This window comes from Terrabacter koreensis, assembly GCF_054783315.1.
Map to the genome: position 1 here is coordinate 1,948,254 of NZ_BAAGQU010000004.1, position 19,183 is coordinate 1,967,436.

At 71.8% G+C, this 19,183-nt stretch carries 16 protein-coding genes; 2 read left to right on the forward strand and 14 right to left on the reverse strand.

The window, feature by feature from the left end:
• Nucleotides 1–128 precede the first annotated feature (128 nt).
• From ACYVNR_RS11880 to ACYVNR_RS11905, 6 genes are all read right to left on the reverse strand, one after another.
• The gene (locus tag ACYVNR_RS11880) at nt 129–3,008 is read right to left on the reverse strand and encodes a DEAD/DEAH box helicase (protein WP_461048231.1); all 2,880 of its coding nucleotides are present in this window, start codon (nt 3,006–3,008) and stop codon (nt 129–131) included.
• Entirely contained in the window at nt 3,005–3,910 is a 906-nt protein-coding gene (locus ACYVNR_RS11885) for a YegS/Rv2252/BmrU family lipid kinase (protein ID WP_461048232.1), read from the reverse strand. Before ACYVNR_RS11885 ends, ACYVNR_RS11880 begins: the two co-directional genes overlap by 4 nt.
• Nucleotides 3,911–3,919: 9 nt before the next feature.
• Entirely contained in the window at nt 3,920–4,726 is an 807-nt protein-coding gene (gene tatC, locus ACYVNR_RS11890) for a twin-arginine translocase subunit TatC (protein ID WP_458799970.1), read from the reverse strand.
• Between the two features lie 54 nt (nt 4,727–4,780).
• Nucleotides 4,781–5,179: a Sec-independent protein translocase subunit TatA gene (tatA, locus tag ACYVNR_RS11895; RefSeq protein WP_045188080.1), complete on the reverse strand. Its 399-nt coding sequence runs from the start codon at nt 5,177–5,179 to the stop codon at nt 4,781–4,783.
• A 133-nt stretch (nt 5,180–5,312) separates the two neighbouring features.
• The gene (locus ACYVNR_RS11900) at nt 5,313–6,308 is read right to left on the reverse strand and encodes a helix-turn-helix transcriptional regulator (protein WP_045188082.1); all 996 of its coding nucleotides are present in this window, start codon (nt 6,306–6,308) and stop codon (nt 5,313–5,315) included.
• Nucleotides 6,305–7,303 carry a helix-turn-helix transcriptional regulator gene (locus ACYVNR_RS11905; protein ID WP_461048233.1) on the reverse strand — a complete coding sequence of 333 codons (999 nt, stop codon included), beginning with the start codon at nt 7,301–7,303 and terminating at the stop codon, nt 6,305–6,307. The genes ACYVNR_RS11900 and ACYVNR_RS11905 overlap by 4 nt, the downstream gene beginning before the upstream one ends.
• A 76-nt stretch (nt 7,304–7,379) precedes the next feature.
• On the opposite strand from ACYVNR_RS11905, the gene ACYVNR_RS11910 reads away from it, so the two are divergent.
• On the forward strand, nt 7,380–8,486 hold the full coding sequence (locus ACYVNR_RS11910; protein ID WP_045188086.1) for a DUF3866 family protein: 1,107 nt from the start codon (nt 7,380–7,382) through the stop codon (nt 8,484–8,486).
• 7 nt (nt 8,487–8,493) lie between these two features.
• On the opposite strand, the gene ACYVNR_RS11915 is transcribed toward ACYVNR_RS11910, so the two are convergent.
• From ACYVNR_RS11915 to pafA, 3 genes are all read right to left on the reverse strand, one after another.
• The gene (locus ACYVNR_RS11915; protein WP_461048234.1) at nt 8,494–8,880 is read right to left on the reverse strand and encodes an FKBP-type peptidyl-prolyl cis-trans isomerase; all 387 of its coding nucleotides are present in this window, start codon (nt 8,878–8,880) and stop codon (nt 8,494–8,496) included.
• A gap of 85 nt (nt 8,881–8,965) precedes the next feature.
• Complete coding sequence (locus ACYVNR_RS11920) at nt 8,966–9,958, reverse strand: FKBP-type peptidyl-prolyl cis-trans isomerase (protein ID WP_461048235.1); 993 nt, start codon at nt 9,956–9,958, stop codon at nt 8,966–8,968.
• Between the two features lie 156 nt (nt 9,959–10,114).
• Nucleotides 10,115–11,506, reverse strand: a complete 1,392-nt coding sequence (pafA, locus tag ACYVNR_RS11925; RefSeq protein WP_458799962.1) for a Pup--protein ligase — start codon at nt 11,504–11,506, stop codon at nt 10,115–10,117.
• 168 nt (nt 11,507–11,674) lie between these two features.
• Here pafA and ACYVNR_RS11930 point away from each other — a divergent pair, with 168 nt between their 5' ends.
• Nucleotides 11,675–12,943 carry a hypothetical protein gene (locus tag ACYVNR_RS11930; RefSeq protein ID WP_461048236.1) on the forward strand — a complete coding sequence of 423 codons (1,269 nt, stop codon included), beginning with the start codon at nt 11,675–11,677 and terminating at the stop codon, nt 12,941–12,943.
• Between the two features lie 70 nt (nt 12,944–13,013).
• Here ACYVNR_RS11930 and prcA read toward each other — a convergent pair whose 3' ends face one another.
• The 5 genes from prcA to ACYVNR_RS11955 all read right to left on the reverse strand — a co-directional run bounded on the left by prcA (nt 13,014) and on the right by ACYVNR_RS11955 (nt 19,155).
• On the reverse strand, nt 13,014–13,808 hold the full coding sequence (prcA, locus tag ACYVNR_RS11935; protein ID WP_461048237.1) for a proteasome subunit alpha: 795 nt from the start codon (nt 13,806–13,808) through the stop codon (nt 13,014–13,016).
• A complete protein-coding gene (prcB, locus tag ACYVNR_RS11940; protein ID WP_045188096.1) occupies nt 13,805–14,638 on the reverse strand; it encodes a proteasome subunit beta in 834 nt (277 codons plus the stop codon). The genes prcA and prcB overlap by 4 nt, the downstream gene beginning before the upstream one ends.
• Nucleotides 14,635–14,841, reverse strand: coding sequence for a ubiquitin-like protein Pup (locus tag ACYVNR_RS11945; RefSeq protein ID WP_045188098.1), 207 nt, complete (start codon nt 14,839–14,841; stop codon nt 14,635–14,637). Before ACYVNR_RS11945 ends, prcB begins: the two co-directional genes overlap by 4 nt.
• 145 nt (nt 14,842–14,986) lie before the next feature.
• The gene (gene dop / locus ACYVNR_RS11950) at nt 14,987–16,507 is read right to left on the reverse strand and encodes a depupylase/deamidase Dop (RefSeq protein WP_461048238.1); all 1,521 of its coding nucleotides are present in this window, start codon (nt 16,505–16,507) and stop codon (nt 14,987–14,989) included.
• A 68-nt stretch (nt 16,508–16,575) separates the two neighbouring features.
• Nucleotides 16,576–19,155, reverse strand: coding sequence for a lysylphosphatidylglycerol synthase domain-containing protein (locus ACYVNR_RS11955; protein WP_461048239.1), 2,580 nt, complete (start codon nt 19,153–19,155; stop codon nt 16,576–16,578).
• Between the last annotated feature and the right edge of the window lie 28 nt (nt 19,156–19,183).

Below are 19,183 nucleotides of genomic sequence, written 5' to 3' on the forward strand. Positions count from 1 at the left end.
AACCCTTCAAACCTGAAGAAACTGCGCTCGCTGGTCGTTCCTTGCGAGCGTGCGAACACGAGCACCAAAAACGTCGACGGTCCGCCAAGACTAGCGGACAAGGTGCCGCCACGACGATTCGCGGGCTCCTAGTCGAGCCGGTCGGCCGCGACGACACCCCTCAGCACGCCGTCGCTCGCCTTGCGGGCCGTCGCCGCGAGGTCCGGGTCGGCGGCGTCGGTGAGCTGCCCGAGCAGGTCGATGACCTGCTTGCACCGTCGTACGAAGTCACCGGCCGCGAGGTCGGTGCCGCGCAGCACGTCCTCGAGCCGCTGCCCGCTCGCCCACCGGTGCATCGCCCACGCGATCCCACCGTCCGGCATACCGGTGCGCGGCAGCGCCAGCGCGCCCTCGGCGTCCTCGAGGTCCGACCAGACCGTGATCATCCGGTCGAAGGCCTCGCGCACGTCGTCGTTGGGCCAGCGTGGCGTGAGCCCGCCCTCCTCGCGCCGCGGCTCGTGCACGAGCGAGGAGACGATGGCGGCCAGCGACGGGGCGTCGAGACGCCGCCACGTGCCTTCGCGCAGGCACTCCGCAGCGAGGAGGTCCTTTTCCGTGTAGAGCTGGCGCAGCCGGTCGCCGTGCGTGGTCACGGACTCGCCGCCGTCGCCGAGGTAGCCCATCTCGACGAGCAGGTCGCAGATGCGGTCGAACGTCTTGGCGACGGAGTTGGTGCGCCCGTCGATCTTGCGCTGGAGCCCGTCGGTCTCGCGCCGCAGCCGCCACCAGCGCTCGGCCCAGCGGGCGTGGTTCTCGCGGTCGGGACAGCGGTGGCAGGGGTGCGCCTTCATGCGGCGGCGCAGCTCGTCGAGGCGGGCGTCGGACGGGTCGGGCTCGGCTGCCCGGCGCCGGGGCGGCGGGTCGTGCGGCATCGTGGCGCGCAGGGTGGCCGCGAGGTCGCGACGCGCCTTGGGGTTGCGGGCGTTGAACTGCTTCGGCACCCGCATCGACCCCAGCGGCTCGATCGCCGTGGGCACGTCGTGGAGGGTCAGGCGCCGCAGCTGGTGGTCCTCGGTGACGACGGCCGGGGAGGCCGACTCCCCCTTGCCGCCGCGGTTCGGCATGACGACGACGGCGAGCCCGCTGTGCCGGCCGGCCGGGATGCGCACGATGTCGCCGATGCGCAAGGACTCCAGGGAGATCGCGGCCTCGGCGCGCGCCGACGCGGACCGCGCCTTGGCACCCTCCTTCTCGATCGTGCGGATCTCGTCGCGGATCGCGGCGTACTCGGAGAAGTCGCCGAGGTGGCAGCTCATCTGCTCGGCGTAGCCGGCGAGGGCCTCCTCGTTGCGCCGAACCGTGCGGACGAAACCGACGACGGCCCGGTCGGCCTGGAACTGCGCGAAGGACGTCTCGAGGATCTCGCGCGCGCTCTCGCGGCCGAACTGGCGCACCAGGTTGACGGCCATGTTGTAGGTCGGCCGGAAGCTGGAGCGCAGGGGGTAGGTGCGGGTCGAGGCCAGGCCCGCGACGCCTGCCGGGTCGAGACCGCGGTTCCAGATGACGACCGCATGGCCCTCGACGTCGATGCCTCGACGCCCCGCCCGGCCGGTCAGCTGGGTGTACTCGGCAGGCGAGATGTCGACGTGGTTCTCGCCGTTGAACTTCACCAGCTTCTCGAGCACCACCGTGCGCGCCGGCATGTTGATGCCGAGCGCGAGCGTCTCGGTGGCGAAGACGGCGCGGATGCGGCCCGCCGTGAAGAGCTCCTCGACGATCTCGCGGAAGGTCGGCAGCATTCCGGCGTGGTGGGCCGCGAAGCCGCGCGAGATGCCGTCGACGAAGTCCCAGTAGCCGAGCACCGTGAGGTCCTCCTCGGCGAGGCCCTGGATGCGCTCCTCGACGACACGGCGGTTCGCCTCACCCTCGGCCTCCGGCACGAGTCGCATGCCGCTCGAGAGCAGCTGGCCGACGGCCGCATCGCAGCCGGCACGGCTGAAGATGAAGGTGATCGCCGGGAGCAGCCCCTCGCGCTCGAGGCGCTCGATGACCTCGGCGCGGGTCGCCCCACCGCCCGGACGGCCTCCCCGGGCGAAGCCCCGTCCGCCGTCGCCGCCACCGGGACCGCGGCCCCTGCCGGCGTCGCTCCCCCGTCGGCCCCGGCCCGACCAGTCGTCACCACCACGGTTGCCATTGCCGCCGCGGCCGCCCTTGCCCTTCGGGCGGCCCTTGTCGCGGCCGCCGCGGTTGCTCACCCAGTGCGAGTCCCAGGCGCCCCGGCCCTCGTTGCCGCGGATCGCGTGGACGAGGTCGGGGTTGACGCTCACCGAGTAGTGGGACGGGCTCGCGCGTAGGTGCTCGAAGTGCTCGTCGTCCTCGTCCGCGTCGCGCTCCTCGACGAAGAGGTCGAACAGGGTCTGCCCGACCATCATGTGCTGCCACAGGGGCACGGGCCGGTGCTCGGAGACGATGACCTCGGTGTCACCGCGCACCTCGCCGAGCCACGCGCCGAACTCCTCGGCGTTGCTCACGGTGGCGGACAGCGACACGACGCTGACGTCGGGCGGCAGGTGGATGATGACCTCCTCCCACACGGCGCCACGGAACCGGTCGGCGAGGTAGTGGACCTCGTCCATGACGACCCAGCCGAGCCCACGCAGGGTGGTCGAACCGGCATACATCATGTTGCGCAGCACCTCGGTCGTCATGACGACGATCGGCGCCTCCCCGTTGATCGAGGCGTCACCCGTCAGCAGACCGACCTTGTCGGCACCGTGCCGGCGCACGAGGTCGGTGTACTTCTGGTTCGACAGGGCCTTGATCGGCGTCGTGTAGAACGCCTTGCGGCCCGTGGCCAGCGCCATGTGCACGGCGAACTCGCCGACGATGGTCTTGCCCGCCCCGGTCGGTGCGGCCACCAGCACCCCCCGGCCCTCCTCGACCGCCCGGCAGGCCTCGGTCTGGAAGTCGTCGAGCGGGAAGTCGAACTGCGCCGCGAACTCCGCCAGGCGCGGCCAGGCGGGCATCATGCGGCCACCACCGACGGGGTGACGACCCGTAGGGCGCCGGGCACGACCTCGGCGTCGATGGGCAGCTCTGCGAAGGACTCGCCATCTGCTTGGGAGTGGATACCGCTCGCCTCCAAGCGAACTCGCCGGGCGCGATGGATCTCGACGGCCGGATGGGTGGTGTGCGTGCCGGAGTAGACCTTGGGGAAGACCCGCAGGAAGGCCGCGACCGACAACGCGTGGACGATCATGACGTCGAAGAGCCCGTCAGCCACGTCGGCGTCGGGGCAGACCCGCATGCCGCCGCCGAACGACGTCGTGTTGGCCACGGCCACCAACATCGCGCGGGTCTCGATGCGGTGCCCGTCGAGCTCGATGGCGTACGGGATGGGACGGAACACGGGCAGCTCGCGCAGCACCGCCAGGTTGTAGCGCATCTGCCCCCGCGGCCACGTCATGCGCTGGGCCCGCGCGTTGACGACGGCGTCGAGCCCTGCCCCGAGGACGCCGCCGAACCACTTCTCACCGGCCACGCCGTGGCTCACACGGCCGAGGTCGATCTCACGGGTGCTGCCCTCGGTGAGCAGCGACACCGCCGCCGCCGCGTCGCGCACCGGCAGGCCGAGGTTGCGGGCGAAGTCGTTCCCGGTGCCGGCCGCCACCACGGCGAGCCGCGTCGGGGAGCCGGCGCAGACGTTGACGCCGAGGTGCGCCATGCCGTCGCCCCCGACCACCACGACGGTGTCGACACCGTCGGCGACAGCGGCCAGCGCCTGCGACCGAGCCTGCTGGTAGGTGTCCCCCGAGACGTCGACGACGTCGTGACCCGCCTCGTGCAGCAGCCGCCGGGTCTGGGCGCCCAGCTGCCGCCCGACGCCCTTGCCCGACGTGGGGTTGACGATCAGGGCGACGCGTTGGGGCACACCCGAAACCTACAGGGGTGACGGCCGGTCGTCGGGGACGTCCAGCCAGTCGGGCTTGTGCTCCTCCTTGCGCCGGTCGAAGAGGAACGCCAGCCCGACCGAGGCGAAGTAGAGCAGCACCATCGGGCTCGCGAGGAAGAGCATCGTGTAGGCGTCGGGGGTCGGCGTCATGATCGCGGCGAACACCAGGATGATCATGACGGCCGGGCGCCAGCCCCTGAGCATCGCGCGGGCCGAGAGGACGCCCACCAGGTTGAGCGCCACGAGGAAGACCGGCAGCAGGAACGCGCAGCCGAAGGCGACGATGAACTTGAGGACGAAGTTGAGGTACTGCGAGCCGTCCTGCAGGTTGTAGGCGCCCACCGGGGTGAAGCCCAGCAGCACCGCGACCGCCTTGGGCACCATCACGAAGGCGAAGAAGCACCCGGTGAGGAAGAGCGGGACCGCCGCGACGACGAAGAGCCGCGAGACGAGCTTCTCCTTCTGGGTGAGCCCGGGGACGATGAAGCGCCAGATCTGGAAGAGCCAGATCGGGGACGCCAGGATGAGCCCCACGAAGATCGACGTCGTCAGCTGCAGCGCGAACGCATCGGTCATGTTCGCGAAGTTGATGTTGACGACGCCGTCGCGCTGCCTGTCGAGGTCAGTGAGGGGCTTCGTCAGTCTGGCGATGATCTGGTTGTAGTAGATCCAGCCGACGACGGCCCCGACGAGGATGGCGATCGCGCTGACCGTGAGCCGGTTGCGCAGCTCCCGGAGGTGGTCGGCCAGCGACATGCGCCCCTCGGGGTCACGCTGCTTGCGGAGTGAGGGCATTCAGATGAGTCCGTGCGCGAGCTCGGGCAAGGTGCGGGTCGTGGAGCGACGTCGTCAGAGCGTCGTGTCGCGACGGATGTCGCTCTCGGCACTGCCGGCTGTGCTGCCGGTGCTGCTGCCGGTGGTGGTGGAGGGTCCGGAGGCACGGAGCCGGTCGGCTTCGGCACGGGCCTCGGCGGCGCGCCGCTCCGCGTCCGCGAGGCGGGCCTCCGCGTCGCGTCGGTCGGCCGCACGGCGCTCGGCCTCGGGGTCGAAGGCCTGACCCTGGACGGTGCTCTGGGAGGCGTCGCTGGGAGCGGGCTTGCCGTCCTTCTTCAGCTCGTCGACCTCCGACTTGAAGACGCGCGCGGAACGGCCGAGGCTGCGAGCCATGTCGGGGAGCTTCTTCCAGCCGAACAGGGCGATGAGCACGACCGCGATGATGATGAGTTCGGGGGCACCCAGACTGGGCATGGTGATGTCTCCTCGTCGAAAGCCGGCCCCGTGCGGACCGTCACGTTGCAGCCTCAGGGCCGCAGATGTCCAGCATACGTGCGTGGGGTGAACTCCACCCGTGGGACGGCCGGACGGACGCCCCACGGTCCGGTCAGCGGACGGGGTCGTCGTAGGCGGCGAGCGCCGTGCGTGCCTCGTCGGCCACCGCGTCGGCCAGCTCACGCGGCTCGACGACGCGCACCTCTCCCTCGAGTCGCAGCACGAGGCGGCGCACGAGTGCCGGGTCGGCGACCTTGAGCGTGACCCGCAGCGAGCCGTCGCGACGGCGCTGCACCCCCTCGTTGGGGTAGTAGTCGGCGATCCAGGCCGCCCAGCGGCTGGCGTCGAGCACGACCGTCAGGTCGTTCTCGCCGGGCACGAACACGTCGTCGAGGTCCCGGGGTGTCGCGCCGGGAGGCGGCGTGCCGTCGACGTCGAGCACGGTGACGTCCTCGATGCGGTCGAGCCGGAACAGCCGGACGTCCTTCGCCCGGTGGCAGTAGCCCTCGACGTACCACTGCGAGTCGAGGTTGAGGATGCGCATGATGTCGACGTCGCGCTCGGTGGACTCGTCACGCGTCGCCACGTAGTAGCGCAGGTGCACGCGGCGCCCGCGCGAGAACGCGTCCTTGAGGGGCGCCATGGCCGGGTGCTGGCTGCCGTCGTCGAGGTCGAGGTCGATGCGACCCCTCGGCTCGTCGACGGCGCCGCCCGCGGCGTCACGGATCTTGCGGAGCGTGCGCTCTGCGACGTCGGAGCCGACGAGGGTCGACCCGAGCGCCTGGAGGCCCGCGGTGAGCGTCACGGCCTCGTCGCGCGACAGGCGCATGGGGGCGGCGATGTCGTCGGCGTTGTCGAGGTAGATGTGCCCGCTGTCCCACTGGGCGTCGATGAGCTCCGCGTGCCCGTAGCCCGGCGTGCCGCACACGAAGAGCAGCTCGAGGTCCTCGACCACCTGGTCGTCGGTGACGCCGAACTCGCGCGCGGCCTCGGCGATCGGCACGCCCCGGTGCTGGAGCAGCCAGGGCACCATGTCGAGGAGCCGGCCCAGCCGCTGGGTCGCGGTCTCGGGTGCGCGGCGCGGCGCCGGACGTCTCGTCTCGCTCATGCCGGCTCCCCCGTCAGCTCGCTCGCGGCCTGCGCGGCCGCCACCGCCTGCAGCGCCGCCCGCACGCCCGCCACGAGCTCGGGCGGCGAGACGGCGACGGCGTGGGTGCCGAGCGCGACGACGTCGCGCTCGGTCGTGCCCGGCTGGTACGGGACCTCGATCTCGGCCCACCGCTCGTCGATCTCGGCGGTACGCGTGGCGTTGCGCCGCAGGGTGTGTCCGCGTCCGTGGCGCACCCGCACCACCGCGGAGCCGACCGGCTCGGGCGGCTGGGCCTCGAGGGCCACCTCGGGCACGTGGTCGGACGGGACGGCATACGACCCCGCACGGCCCTTGCGCTTGACCGGGCCCTCGAAGCGGCTGAGGCGGAAGGCGCGCTCGTCACCGCGATCGACGTCGAACGCCGTGAGGTACCACCGGCCGTGCCAGTTCTTCAGGGCCCACGGCTGGACGTGGCGCGTCGACAGCTCGCCGTCGTTCTTGCGGTAGTCGAAGGTGATGGGCTGCAACGCCGAGACGGCGGCGTGCACGGCCTCGAAGGCCGCCTCCTTGGTGCGGATGCGCGGCTCGGCGCCGGCAGCCACCGACTCGTCGATCTCGACGCCGGAGAGGCGCAGCTTGCGCAGCCCGGCCGAGGCGGCCCCCGAGATGCTCGCCGTGGACCACGCACGGGCCGCGAGTGCCAGGGCGGCGACCTCGTCGGGCTCGAAGCTGATCGCTGGCAGGGTGGTCTCGCTCGAGTCGATGCGGTAGCCGACCTCGTCGTCGAAGAGCACGTCGATGACCGTCGTCGAGATCGGGATGCCCATCTCGCGCAGCTCGTCCTTGTCGCGCTCGAACATGCGGTCGAACGCCTCGTCGGAGGTGGCGGCGGCGTACGCGGGCAGCGACTCGCGGATCTTCTGCTTCGAGACCGGTCGTCGCGCCGACTTGAGCGCGAGGATGAGGTTGAGCAGCCGTTCGGTCTTCTCTGCCGAGGCAGACGCAGGACTCATCGAGACCTTCCTGGGAGGCGGCGGCGCGGGCGGGCAGTCCGACGCTACCCGAACATGCGATCGATAGGGTCGCCTCATGATCCAGTGGCGCCGGGGTGTCGTCGACGAGGTGCGTTCCCGCTGGGCGGGCGCCGTCGAGTACGCCGTCCGGCTCCCCTCCGGAGACGTCGTGCGGGCACTCGGCTACGTCGACGTCGTGGGCGCGCTGAGCACCGGAACCGAGGTGCTGCTCAACACCACCGCGCTCGAACGTGGGCTCGGCACGGGTGGCCTCGCCATCGTGGTGGCGGCCCCCGATGCGCTGCCCGACCCCGTCGCCGACGTCAACGAGTTGCCCGGCCACATCGTCAAGGCCCGATACACCCCCAGCCAGACCATGGTGCTCGGCGTCGACGAGCAGGACAGCGCGCACCACGCCGTGCTCGCCGAGGCCGACGACCTCGCCGGTCTGCCGGTGGTCGTCGCCGACCTGCACTCGGCCCTGCCCGCGATCGTCGCGGGTGTCCGCGAGACCGACCCGGCGCTGCGCGTCGCCTACGTCATGACCGACGGGGGCGCGCTGCCGATCGACTTCTCCCGCACGGTGGCCGGGCTCCGCGATGCCGGGTGGCTGGCGGCCTCGATCACGGTGGGGCAGGCCTTCGGCGGCGACCTCGAGGCCGTCAACGTGCACACGGGCCTGCTCGCCGCGCACCACGTCGTCGGCGCCGACGTGGTGGTGGTCGCCCAAGGACCCGGCAACCTCGGCACCGGCACCCGCTGGGGCTTCTCCGGCACGTCGGCCGGCGAGGCGGTCAACGCCGCCGGGGCGCTCGGCGGGCGACCGGTCTGCTCCCTGCGGATCTCGGAGGCCGACCCGCGCGAACGGCACCGCGGCGTCTCGCACCACAGCCTCACGGCATACGGCCGCGTGTCGCTCGTGCCGGCCGACGTCGTCGCGCCCCGGCTCGAGGGGGACCTCGCCGGCATCGGGACGCGGGTGGTCGAGCAGGCGCGTGCGCTGTGCTCCGCCAGCGGCGGACGCCTGCGGTTGCACGAGGTGCCGTGCGACGGCCTCGAGGCCGCCCTTCGCGACTCCCCCGTGCCGCTGCGCACGATGGGCCGCGGATACGACGACGACCGCGCCGGTTTCCTCGGCGCGGCCGTCGCGGGGCGGTATGCCGCCCGGTTGCTGAAGGTCTAGGCCATTCTCACTTCACGTCGTCCAGGTCGACGACGAAGATGAGCGTCTCGCCGGGCTTGATGGCGCCGCCGGCGCCGCGCTCGCCGTAGGCGAGGTGGGACGGGATGATCAGCTTGCGGCGGCCGCCCACCTTCATGCCCTCGATGCCCTTGTCCCAGCCGGGGATGACCATGCCGACGCCCAGGCGGAAGTCGAGCGGCGCGCCACGGTTCCACGAGGAGTCGAACTCCTCGCCCGTCGAGTGCGCGACACCGACGTAGTGGGCGCTGACGGTGTCGCCGGCCTTCGCCTCGCGGCCGTCACCCTCGATGAGGTCCTCGACGACGAGGTCGGCGGGAGCGTCGCCCTCCGGGAAGTCGATCTCGGGCTTGGTGCGGTTCGGGTCCAGTGCCATGCTTCGTGTCCCTTTCGGTGAGTGGGTCCTGTGTGCGGGGGAAGGGTCTGTCGGGGCCGGTCGGGCCGGTCGGTACGGCCGGTGCTCAGTACGCGTCGAGGATGTCGACGACGAACACCAGCGTGTCCTTGCCCGAGATCTTGGGCGGGCTGCCGGCGTCGCCGTAGCCGTCCTTCGGTGGGATGACGATGAGCACGCGGCTACCGACCTTCTTGCCCACGAGCGTCTTGTCCCAACCGGGGATGACGCCGCCGACACCGATCGGGAAGTCTGCGGAGGCGCCTCGCTGCCAGGACGAGTCGAAGACGCTGCCGTCCTTCCAGAGGACGCCGTGGTACTGCGCGCTGATCGTCTGGCCCTGCTGCACCGTCGCCCCGGTGCCCTGCACGAGGGTCGCCTGCTGCGTCGTGGTGGGCGCCGCGGACTTCGGGACCGTGACGGTCGGCTCCTTGGCGGGGCCGTTCTTGAACTCGACCGTCGGAAGGCCTGCGGGGGCAGCGGTCTGCGCGCCGTCGATCTTGGCGAGCGGCGTGTGCACGTCGGCGATGTCCGCGACGACGACGATGGTGTCGGTGCCCTTGACGCCGAGCTGCTCGTTGCCGGCCGAGCCGAAGCCCTTCTCCGGGGGGATGGTGAAGGCGATGCGTCCGCCCTTCGTGGCGCCGACGAGGCCCTCGGTGAAGCCGGCGATGAGGTCGGCGCGACCGAGGCGGTAGCCCTCGGCCCTGCGGCCGGACGCGTAGCCGTCGTCGAGGAGCTTGCCGCTGGTGCCGTTGTAGATGCGGGCGCGCAGGCTCACGGTGTCGGCCTTGGTGGCCGCCTTGCCGCTGCCCGGCGTCAGCACCTTGTGCTCGACCGCCTTCGAGCTGATCGGCGTCTTGCCGAGCGTCACCTTCGGGGCGGTCTTGAGGTCGACGGCACCGGTGGCGCTCACCCCGGCCAGCGCGACCGAGGCAGGAGCGGTGGTGGCCGAGCCGGTGGAGCCGCTGGGGGTCGACCCACAGGACGCGACGGTGGTCAGCCCGAGGGCAGCGAAGAGGGCAGCGGCCGTGCGAGCGGCCGTTCGGTTGTGACGCACAGGTGAGACTTTCGGTCGGGGGCGGGCGGGTGTGGAGGTCCCGCTGGGCAAATCCCCGTCACTGTAACGCCCGCCCTTGTGCGAGGTTCACAGCCCGCTGACAGGTTGGCCCCGTGCGACGCCGCGTGGGACGCCGCGTGCGGCGCAGTGTGCGACTCAGAGCGGGCGCTGGACCGTGGGCGAACGGTCGATGGTCTCCATGAGTCGCTCGACCCGCTCGTCGACGGCCCGGAAGGGGTCCTTGCAGAGGACCGTGCGCTGCGCCTGGTCGTTGAGCTTGAGGTGGACCCAGTCGACGGTGAAGTCGCGGCCGTGCGCCTGGGCGGCGCGGATGAAGTCACCCCGGAGCTTGGCCCGGGTGGTCTGGGGTGGACGAACCTTGGCCTCGAAGATCTCGACGTCGGACGCCACGCGCGCCGTGCGCCCGTGGCGCTGGAGCAGGTAGAACAGCCCGCGACGACGGTTGATGTCGTGGTAGGCGAGATCGAGCTGCTGCACCCGGGCGTCGGTGAGGGCCAGGCCGTGGCGCTCGCGGTAGCGCTCGATGAGGCGGTGCTTGATGACCCAGTCGATCTCGGTGTCGATGGCGTCGAGGTCACCGCTGCCGATCGCGTCGAGGGCCCGGCCCCAGAGGTCGATGACCTGCTTGGTGTCGGGACTGCTGACGCCCTCGCGGTCGACGAACTCGATGGCCTTGTCGAGGTACTCGCGCTGCATCTCGAGGGCTGAGATCTCGCGTCCGTTGTTGAGCCGCACCGTCGCGCGCCCCGTCGGGTCGTGGCTCATCGTGCGGATGGCCCGGATGGGGTTCTCCATCGACAGGTCGCGCATGACCACCCCGGACTCGATCATGCGCAGCACGAGGTCGGCGCTGCCGACCTTGAGGAGGTTCGTCGTCTCGGACATGTTCGAGTCGCCGACGATGACGTGCAGCCGGCGGTACTTCTCGGCGTCGGCGTGCGGCTCGTCGCGGGTGTTGATGATCGGCCGGCTGCGGGTGGTCGCCGACGAGACGCCCTCCCAGATGTGGTCAGCCCGCTGGCTCACCGCGAAGCTCGCACCGTGCGCGGTCGCGACGACCTTGCCCGCGCCGCAGGTGATCTGGCGGCTGATGAGGAACGGGATGAACATGTCGGAGACGCGCTGGAAGTCGCCGGTGCGGCCGTAGCAGTAGTTCTCGTGGCATCCGTAGGAGTTGCCGGCGGAGTCGGTGTTGTTCTTGAAGACGAAGATCTCGCCTTCGACGCCGTCGTCGCGCAGTCGCCCCTGGGCGTCCTCGACGAGGCCCTCGAGGATGCGCTCCCCCGCCTTGTCCTGAATGACGAGCTCGCGTACGGAGTCGCACTCGGCCGTGGCGTACTCGGGGTGCGAGCCGACGTCGAGGTAGAGCCGGGCGCCGTTGCCGAGGAAGACGTTGCTCGAACGTCCCCACGCGACGACGCGTCGGAAGAGGTAGCGGGCGACCTCGTCGGGAGTCAGGCGCCGCTGGCCCTGCGTGGTGCAGGTGACGCCGTACTCGTTCTCGATCCCGAAGATCCGCCGCTCCATGAACCAACTCTAGGCGGACCTCCTCGCTCGGGTCGGCACCGTCCGTCACCTCACGCGTGTCATCCCGCGACGAACGCACCGGACAGGCACGAGAATGTGGCTGCCACAATGGATGCTGCTGATCCCTCACGGCTGGCCCCCACACCCTCCCCCCTGCATTGGACGGAAATGATCGACAGACCGCACTTCAAGTCCTCCCGCCGCGGCTACGAGCCCGAGGAGGTCGACGCCTTCATCGAGTCGCAGAACCGCATCCTCCAGGCTGCGAAGAAGGACGCCGCCGAGCGCAGCGTCGAGCTGACCAAGCTCAACGCGGCCCTGACCGACCTCCGGGGACAGCTGGGGCAGCAGTCGCGCGTGATGGCCGACCTCAAGAAGAACAGCAGCCCGACGGCCGCGCAGACGTTCACCGACCTCGGTGAGCGCATCGGACAGATCCTCTCGCTCGCCGACGAGGAGGCCGCCGACATGCGCAAGCGGGCCAACGCCGAGGCCGACGAGATCCGCGAGCGCGCCAACCGCGCCGCCAACGATCTGAAGTCGACCACGAGCACGTACGCGGAGCAGGCCCGCGCCCGCGCCGACGAGGAGGCCGTGCGCATCATCGCCCAGGCCAACCGTGAGGCCCAGGCCATCGTCGCCGAGGCGCAGAGCGTCACCGCCGCCCAGCGCCAGGAGGCGGCCGCCGAGTTCGAGGCGCACCGGCTCAAGGCCTCCACCGCCTCGGCGGAGCTCGAGGTCAAGCTCGCCGCGCGGCGCGAGGCCGCCGACCTCGAGTTCGAGGTCCGCCGCCAGCAGCAGGAGGCGGCACTGAGCGAGAGCGAGACGCGGCTGCGCCAGCTCACCGAGCGGGCCGAGCACGACGCGCAGGAGATGCGGACTCGCGCGGAGCGCCTGCTGGAGAACGCCCAGGCGCAGGCCGACCAGATCGTCTCCGAGGCACGCGACCACGCGTCGCGGCTGCGCGAGGAGTCCGACCGCGAGCTCTCGGCCGCCTCGGCCCAGCGCGACGCGATCACGGCCCAGCTGGGCAACGTCCGCCAGATGCTCGCCACGCTCGGCGGCGGGGCCCTCGTCGACACCCTCAACACCCCCGACAAGCCGGCCCAGCCCGCGCCGCCGGCCGACGCCACGCAGGTGCTCCCGGCCGCCGATGCGGCGGGCAAGCCCGCCGACGAAGCGGCGGACGACTCGGACAGCGGGTCCGCCGACGAGTCCGGTGCCGACGACGCGGAGGCCCACCATCCCGAGCCGACGAGCCAGGTGACGGACGAGGCTGCCGACGCAGCAGACACCGCAGGCTCCGACGCTGCCGACGGTGCGCAGCGTCAGGACGCCGACGCGGCCGGCGACGAGAAGGGCGAGGCCCCGTCGAGCGGTGCGTCCTACTACCAGCGCAAGCCGGGCGACCAGAAGGTCGGCGCGTCCAACCGCTGAGCCGCCGGCAGACGACACGACGGAGGCCGCCCACCTGACCAGGTGGGCGGCCTCCGTCGTGTCGGTACGCCTACGGCTCGGTCGGGCGGTCGGGCTCGCCGCCAGGGGGCGGGCTGTCGGCCGCGGTGGCAGGCGGGGAGCCGAGCACCTCGGCCGGGGCGTCGGTGGTCTCTCGCGGCTCGATCAGCCTCGAGAGCAGGGGTCCGACGATGCGGCGGAACGACCGGCGCGGCCGGTCGCGGTCGAGGACGGCCACCTCGAGCTGCGCGGCGTCCAGGGCCCGGCGCTCGCCGTTCTCGCCCGCGGCGAGCACGTCGACGGCGACCCGGAGCACCTCCCCGAGGGTCATCCCGGGGCGCCAGGCGGTGCCCAACCGCTCCTCGGCGGCGTCGCTGGCACCGCCCATCGCCACGAAACCCTGCTCATCTGCGACCGACCCGTCGTAGGTGAGCCGGAAGATCTGGTCACCGTCGCTGTCGACGCCGACCTCGGCGACCACGATCTCGATCTCGAACGGCTTGGACTCCTGGGTGAAGACGGCGCCGAGCGTCTGGGCGTAGGTGTTGGCCAGCGCGCGCGCCGTCACGTCGGTGCGGTCGTAGGAGTAGCCACGAAGGTCGGCGTACCGGATGCCGGCGACACGCAGGCTCTCGAACTCGTTGTAGCGGCCCACGGCGGCGAACGCGATGCGGTCGTAGATCTCGGACACCTTGTGCAGGGCCCGCGAGGGGTTCTCGGCGACGAACGCGATGCCGCGGTCGTAGCCGACGACGATGACCGAGCGCCCGCGCGCAATTCCCTTGCGCGCGAAGTCGGCCCGGTCCTTCATGACCTGCTCGGGAGGGACGTAGAACGGCATGCTCATCGGGCACCTCCCGGGTTGCCGCGGCGAGAGGCCACGACCTGTTCGACGTGGCCCTCGAGGAGGTCCTGGGGCACGAAGCGCGCGCCGGCATGGTCGACGACCGCGACGGTGGGCCAGATCTGGCGACCGAGGTCGGGCCCTCCGGTCGCGGAGTCGTCGTCGGCGGCGTCGTAGAGCGCCTCGACGGCGATCGACACCGCCTGCTCCTCGGCCAGCCCCGGGCGCCACAGCTTCTTCAGGGCCCCACGTGCGAAGACCGACCCGGAACCGGTCGAGTGGTGGCCGCCCTCGACGTAGCAGCCGCCGGTCACGTCGTAGGAGTAGATGCGCCCCGTCGCGGACTCGAGATCGAACCCGGCGTACGTCGGCACGACCGTCAGGCCCTGCATCGCGAGCCCCAGGTTGCCCCGGATCATGGACGCGAGGCGGTTGGCCTTGCCCTCGAGCGACATGATCGCGCCCTCGATCTTCTCGTAGTGCTCGAGCTCGACCTGGTAGAGCCGGACCAGCTCGATGGCGATCCCCGCGGTCCCGGCGATCCCGACGACGCTGTAGTCGTCGGCCGCGAAGACCTTCTCCATGTCGCGGTTGGCGATGATGTTGCCCATCGTGGCCCGGCGGTCGCCGGCCATGACGACGCCGCCGTCGAAGAGGAGCGCGACGATGGTCGTGCCGTGCGGGGCCTCGATGCTCGCCCCCGAGGGCAGGCGCCGACCGGCGGGCAGGAGCTCGGGGCGGTAGGCGGAGACGAACTCGGTGAAGGAGGACGACCCCGCGCTCAGGAAGGCGTCATCGAGCCGACGCGAGCGTCCCGGGAGAGCGTCGGTCACTGGCCGCCCTTCTGGACGAAGCCGCGCACGAACTCCTCGGCGTTGGACTCGAGCACCCCGTCGATCTCGTCGAGGACGCTGTCGATGTCGTCGGTGAGGCCCTCCTTGACGGCAGCGCCGGCGGGGGCGGCGGGAGGTGCCTCGGGCGCCTCAGGCGGCTCCTCGTCACGACGCTGCGGCTTGGCGTGCTCCTGACCCGGCATGGCTACCTCCCAGAGTGAAAGACCTCGTTGGCTCGACCCTAACCCGTGCGAGCGTGCGTTCCGAGCACCGCCTCGGCGGGCGGACGGCATACGGCCCGGGGACGCCTCGGTAGTGGCGCGAGAGGGCAGGTGGGAGGCCGGCGCCTCACTCGGGGGTGGCGAGACCGCGGAGCAGCTCTGACACGTCGGCGCTGTCCTCGAGCAGGGCGCCCACCTGCGCCCGGGTGCCACGCTCCGGCTCGAGGATGGGCACGCGCTGCAGGCTGGCGCGACCGGGCACGTCGAAGACGACGGAGTCCCAGCTCGCCGAGAAGACCTGCCCGGTGAAACGGCGCACGCACTCGCCCCGGAACCAGGCCCGGGTGTCTTCGGGGGGCGTCGTCTGGGCGGCCTTGACCTCCTCGGGCGACACGAGGTCGCGGAGCATGCCGCGGTCGCGCAGGCGGTGCACGATGCCCTTCTCGGGGCGCACGTCGGCCCACTGGATGTCGATCGCGGCGAGGCGGTGGTCGTCCCAGGCGAGGCCGTCGCGGGCGCGGTAGCCCTCGAGCACCTTGAGCTTGGCCACCCAGTCGAGCAGCGCCGAGCACGACATGACGTCGCGGCCGAGACCGGTGAGGACCTCCTCCCAGAGGGCCATGACCTCGGCGGTGGCCTCGGGCTCCGGGTCGTCGCCGCGGCGCTCGAGCCAGCTGCGGGCGGCCTCGAGGTACATCCACTGGATGTCGAGAGCCGTGACGGTGCGCCCGTCCGTGAGCTCGACCGTGGCCTGGAGCGTGGGGTCGTGCGACACCGTCTGCAGCGCGGCGACGGGGCGGCGGATGGACCAGTCCTCGGTGAGGTGGCCGTCCTCGATCATGCCGAGCACGAGGGAGGTCGTGCCGGTCTTGAGGAGGGTCGCGACGTCGAGCTGGTTGGCGTCTCCGATGATGACGTGCAGTCGGCGGTAGCGGTCGGCGACGGCGTGGGGCTCGTCGCGGGTGTTGATGATCGGCCGCTTCAGGGTCGTCTCGAGCCCGACCTCGGTCTCGAAGAAGTCGGCGCGCTGGGAGACCTGGAAGCCCGCTCCCCTGCTGTCGACGCCGAGCCCGACCCGCCCGGCGCCGCAGACGACCTGGCGGGTGACGAAGAACGGGACGAGGTGGCGCACGATGTCGGGGAACGGCGTGCGTCGCGGCATGAGGTAGTTCTCGTGCGTGCCGTAGGACTGGCCCTTGCCGTCGGCGTTGTTCTTGTAGAGGTTGACCGGGGGCTGGCCGGGACGGGCGGCGAGCAGGCGCACGGACTCGAGCGCGATGGCGTCGCCGGCCCGGTCCCACGTCACGGCGTCGCGCGGGAGCGTCACCTCGGGCGAGCTGTACTCGGGGTGCGCGTGGTCGACGTAGTAGCGGGCGCCGTTCGTGAGCACCACGTTGGCGAGCGTCGGGTCCTCGACGTCGGTCAGCTGGCTCGGGTCGGCGGTCTGCCGGTCGAGCTGCCAGCCGCGCGCGTCGCGCAACGGGTCCTCGAAGGCGTAGTCCCAGCTCGACTGGTTCGACCGGATGCCCTGGGCGGCGGCGTACACGCTGACGACCTGACCCGAGAGGAACATCGGGTTGGCCATCGGGTCGCCCGGCACGGAGATGCCGTACTCGGTCTCGAGCCCCATGATCCGACGCACCGTCATGGCCCGACCCTAACCGGAGCTGCGTGGGGTCTCCGCGACGGTCCGACCCGCGTACGCGTGCGGCCCGTTCAGAGGGCGCCGACCTTCTGGAGCCGGTTGAGCGAGAACCACCCGAATGGGATCGGCAGCCAGTAGGTCGCAAGGCGGTAGAGGATCACCGCGGGCACGGCCACGGCGCTGTCGACGCCGATCTGGATGAGGCCGAACGACATCGCCGCCTCGATGCCCCCGAGACCACCGGGGGTCGGCACGGCCGAGCCGACGATGGCACCGGCGAAGTAGACGACCGCAACCGACGCCACCGACGGCTCGGCACCGAAGGCCCTCGTGGCGCACACGAGTGCCGCCACGAACGACACGTCGAGCACGAGCGCGCCGCCGAGCAGCTGGGCGAGGCGCTGCGGGTGCTGGAACGTCTCGAGCACCTGCGGCAGCGCGGAACGCACCTGCGGCATGACCCGCTCGGTGAGCAGCGCCCGGATCTTCGGCACGGCGAGCAGCCCGAGCGCCGCGATGACGACGGCCAGGATCGCCGCGACGAGCACGGGCGACGGGCTGAAGGAGACGGAAGGCCCGGTGCCGGCCAGCACGCCCGAGACGACGAGCAGCACGAAGTACGAGCAGAACTGAGCCACCTGGGCCACGCCGACGCTCGCGCCGGCCAGCGTCGGCTGCAGGCCGGACGTCTGCAGGTAACGGGTGTTGAGCGCGATGTTGCCGACCGCCGCCGGGGCGACCAGACCGCTGAACGCGACCGCGAGCTGCGTCATGTACGTGCGGACGAACCGCAGGTGGATCGGCGAGGCCCCGGCGAGCGCGATGGAGGCGCCCGCGAACGTCGCCGCCGCGAACGCCACGAGACCGAGGATCCAGCGCCAGTCGGCCTCGCGGAAGACGGTGGCGAGGTCGAACTGGGTGAGCTGGGTGAGGATGAAGTACGCGGCCACGGCGCCGCCGATGACGGTGACCACCGCGCGGGCCGAGACGCGACGCAGCTGCACCGGCTCGACGTGCTCGATCGAGGGACGCAGCTCGACGAGGCGGCTGCGCAGCTCCTTGAGGACGCCACGTCGTTCGCGCAGCGCCTCCCGGGTCTCGGGCGTCAGGGCGACGGACTGGAGCAGCGGCACGGCACGCAGGACGGCCTCCTCGCCGAGCGTCTCGGCCGCGGCCCGGACCGTGCGTTCGGGACCGACGGCGAGGGCGACCGTGGTGAGCAGCTGGGCCAGGTCGATGCGCAGGCTGATGTCGTCGGCGGCGACGTCCCCGCTGCCGAGGCTCCCGAGTGCCACGGTGTCGCCGTCGACGAGGACGTGCTGTGGGCTGAGGGAACGGTGGGCCACCCGCCGCCGGTGGAGGGTCTCCGAGAGCCGGAACACCGCTGCGAGCTGGGCGTCGGTGAGGTCGGACCCCACCTCGGCCAGGGGACGTCCCTTCGGCTCGAGGTACGCGACGACCGCCGAGAACGGGCCCACCTCGGCGACGGACACGGGCCGTGGGGCCGGGATGCCGAGGTCCTCGAGGACGAGGCCCATGAGGGTGCGGTGCTCGACCTCCGAGCGCAGCGTGAGCGCGGGCGGCCGGGTGAAGCCGCTCCTCAGGCGGAGCACGCGCAGGAAGCGCCGGCCCGACGCGAGGCCGAAGGTGTCGCGGTCGATGACGTGCACGTCGACGGTGCGCGCGCCGTCGGAGGCCTCGGTGGTGCCGATGTAGCGACGGTCACCGGCGTCGTTGGCGTCGATGAGCTCGAGCCGGCGCAGCGGCACGCCCGTGGCGACGAGCACGTCGGCCACGTCGCGCCCCGGCGCGCGGGTCGACGTGACGCCGAAGACGAGCCGGAACGCGATGCCGACGAGCCAGCCGAGCAGCAGCGAGGCGGTGAGGGCCGCCAGCGTCATGGCCCCCGAGAGCAGCGTCGTGACCAGGGTCGCGACGACGACGGTGACGGCGATCGGCCAGATCCACTTGCGGCCGGAGATGTCCGCCACCGTCAGCAGCGAGACCGTCGAGACGATGACGATGTCGAGCGGGCCGGTGTGCCCGGTCGGGGTCGGGCGCGTGAGGACGTCGGTGACGAAGCCCCCGTTGCCCGACTGCACCAGCACCGCGAGCACGATGACGATGACACCGGCGACGACGGCCGCTCCGAGCGCCTGGATCAGCTGCAGCCCACGCCGGCGCAGGACGAGGTCCACGCCCACGCCGATCGGCACGAGGAGAACCCCGATGCCGCTGACGAGCGAGAGCAGCGTCAGCAGCACCCTCGGCAGCCCGCTGGTGACGTCGGTGAGGTCCTGCTCCACGGCGCCACGCGTGCCTGCCGCGAGGTCGGCCACGACGAGGCCGAGCACCAGCAGCAGCAGCGCCACGACGAGGCGCACGACGTCCGCCGGACGGCGCACCCGCTCGGGGATGGCCGGCTCCACGACGTCGACGTCGGCCGGTGGCACCGGAGTCGGCGCCTCCGGGTCGATCGCCTCGACCTCCCTGGCCGGCTCCGGAGTCGGTTCCTCCGGTGCGGTCTTGTCGACCGCCTCCTGCTGCGCCGTCGTGCGCATGTCTTCCCCCGTGCTCTCGTCTGCGTGCCCCGGACGACCTTCGTCGACGGCGCGACCGGAGTGTCGCGCGCGGTCGGTGTCGTCGGGCATGGGGTCAATCCTGCCTGAGCCACGCCCC

Excerpts from the sequence above, each read along its gene's own strand:
- ACYVNR_RS11910 (WP_045188086.1), top strand. The coding sequence starts at position 7,380 with ATGATCCAGTGGCGCCGGGGTGTCGTCGACGAGGTGCGTTCCCGCTGG.
- prcA (WP_461048237.1), bottom strand. The coding sequence starts at position 13,808 with ATGAGCATGCCGTTCTACGTCCCTCCCGAGCAGGTCATGAAGGACCGG.
- ACYVNR_RS11915 (WP_461048234.1), bottom strand. The coding sequence starts at position 8,880 with ATGGCACTGGACCCGAACCGCACCAAGCCCGAGATCGACTTCCCGGAG.
- tatC (WP_458799970.1), bottom strand. The coding sequence starts at position 4,726 with ATGCCCTCACTCCGCAAGCAGCGTGACCCCGAGGGGCGCATGTCGCTG.
- ACYVNR_RS11930 (WP_461048236.1), top strand. The coding sequence starts at position 11,675 with ATGATCGACAGACCGCACTTCAAGTCCTCCCGCCGCGGCTACGAGCCC.
- ACYVNR_RS11905 (WP_461048233.1), bottom strand. The coding sequence starts at position 7,303 with ATGAGTCCTGCGTCTGCCTCGGCAGAGAAGACCGAACGGCTGCTCAAC.
- ACYVNR_RS11900 (WP_045188082.1), bottom strand. The coding sequence starts at position 6,308 with ATGAGCGAGACGAGACGTCCGGCGCCGCGCCGCGCACCCGAGACCGCG.
- ACYVNR_RS11945 (WP_045188098.1), bottom strand. The coding sequence starts at position 14,841 with ATGCCGGGTCAGGAGCACGCCAAGCCGCAGCGTCGTGACGAGGAGCCG.
- ACYVNR_RS11955 (WP_461048239.1), bottom strand. The coding sequence starts at position 19,155 with ATGCCCGACGACACCGACCGCGCGCGACACTCCGGTCGCGCCGTCGAC.
- ACYVNR_RS11880 (WP_461048231.1), bottom strand. The coding sequence starts at position 3,008 with ATGATGCCCGCCTGGCCGCGCCTGGCGGAGTTCGCGGCGCAGTTCGAC.
- tatA (WP_045188080.1), bottom strand. The coding sequence starts at position 5,179 with ATGCCCAGTCTGGGTGCCCCCGAACTCATCATCATCGCGGTCGTGCTC.
- pafA (WP_458799962.1), bottom strand. The coding sequence starts at position 11,506 with ATGGAGCGGCGGATCTTCGGGATCGAGAACGAGTACGGCGTCACCTGC.
- dop (WP_461048238.1), bottom strand. The coding sequence starts at position 16,507 with ATGACGGTGCGTCGGATCATGGGGCTCGAGACCGAGTACGGCATCTCC.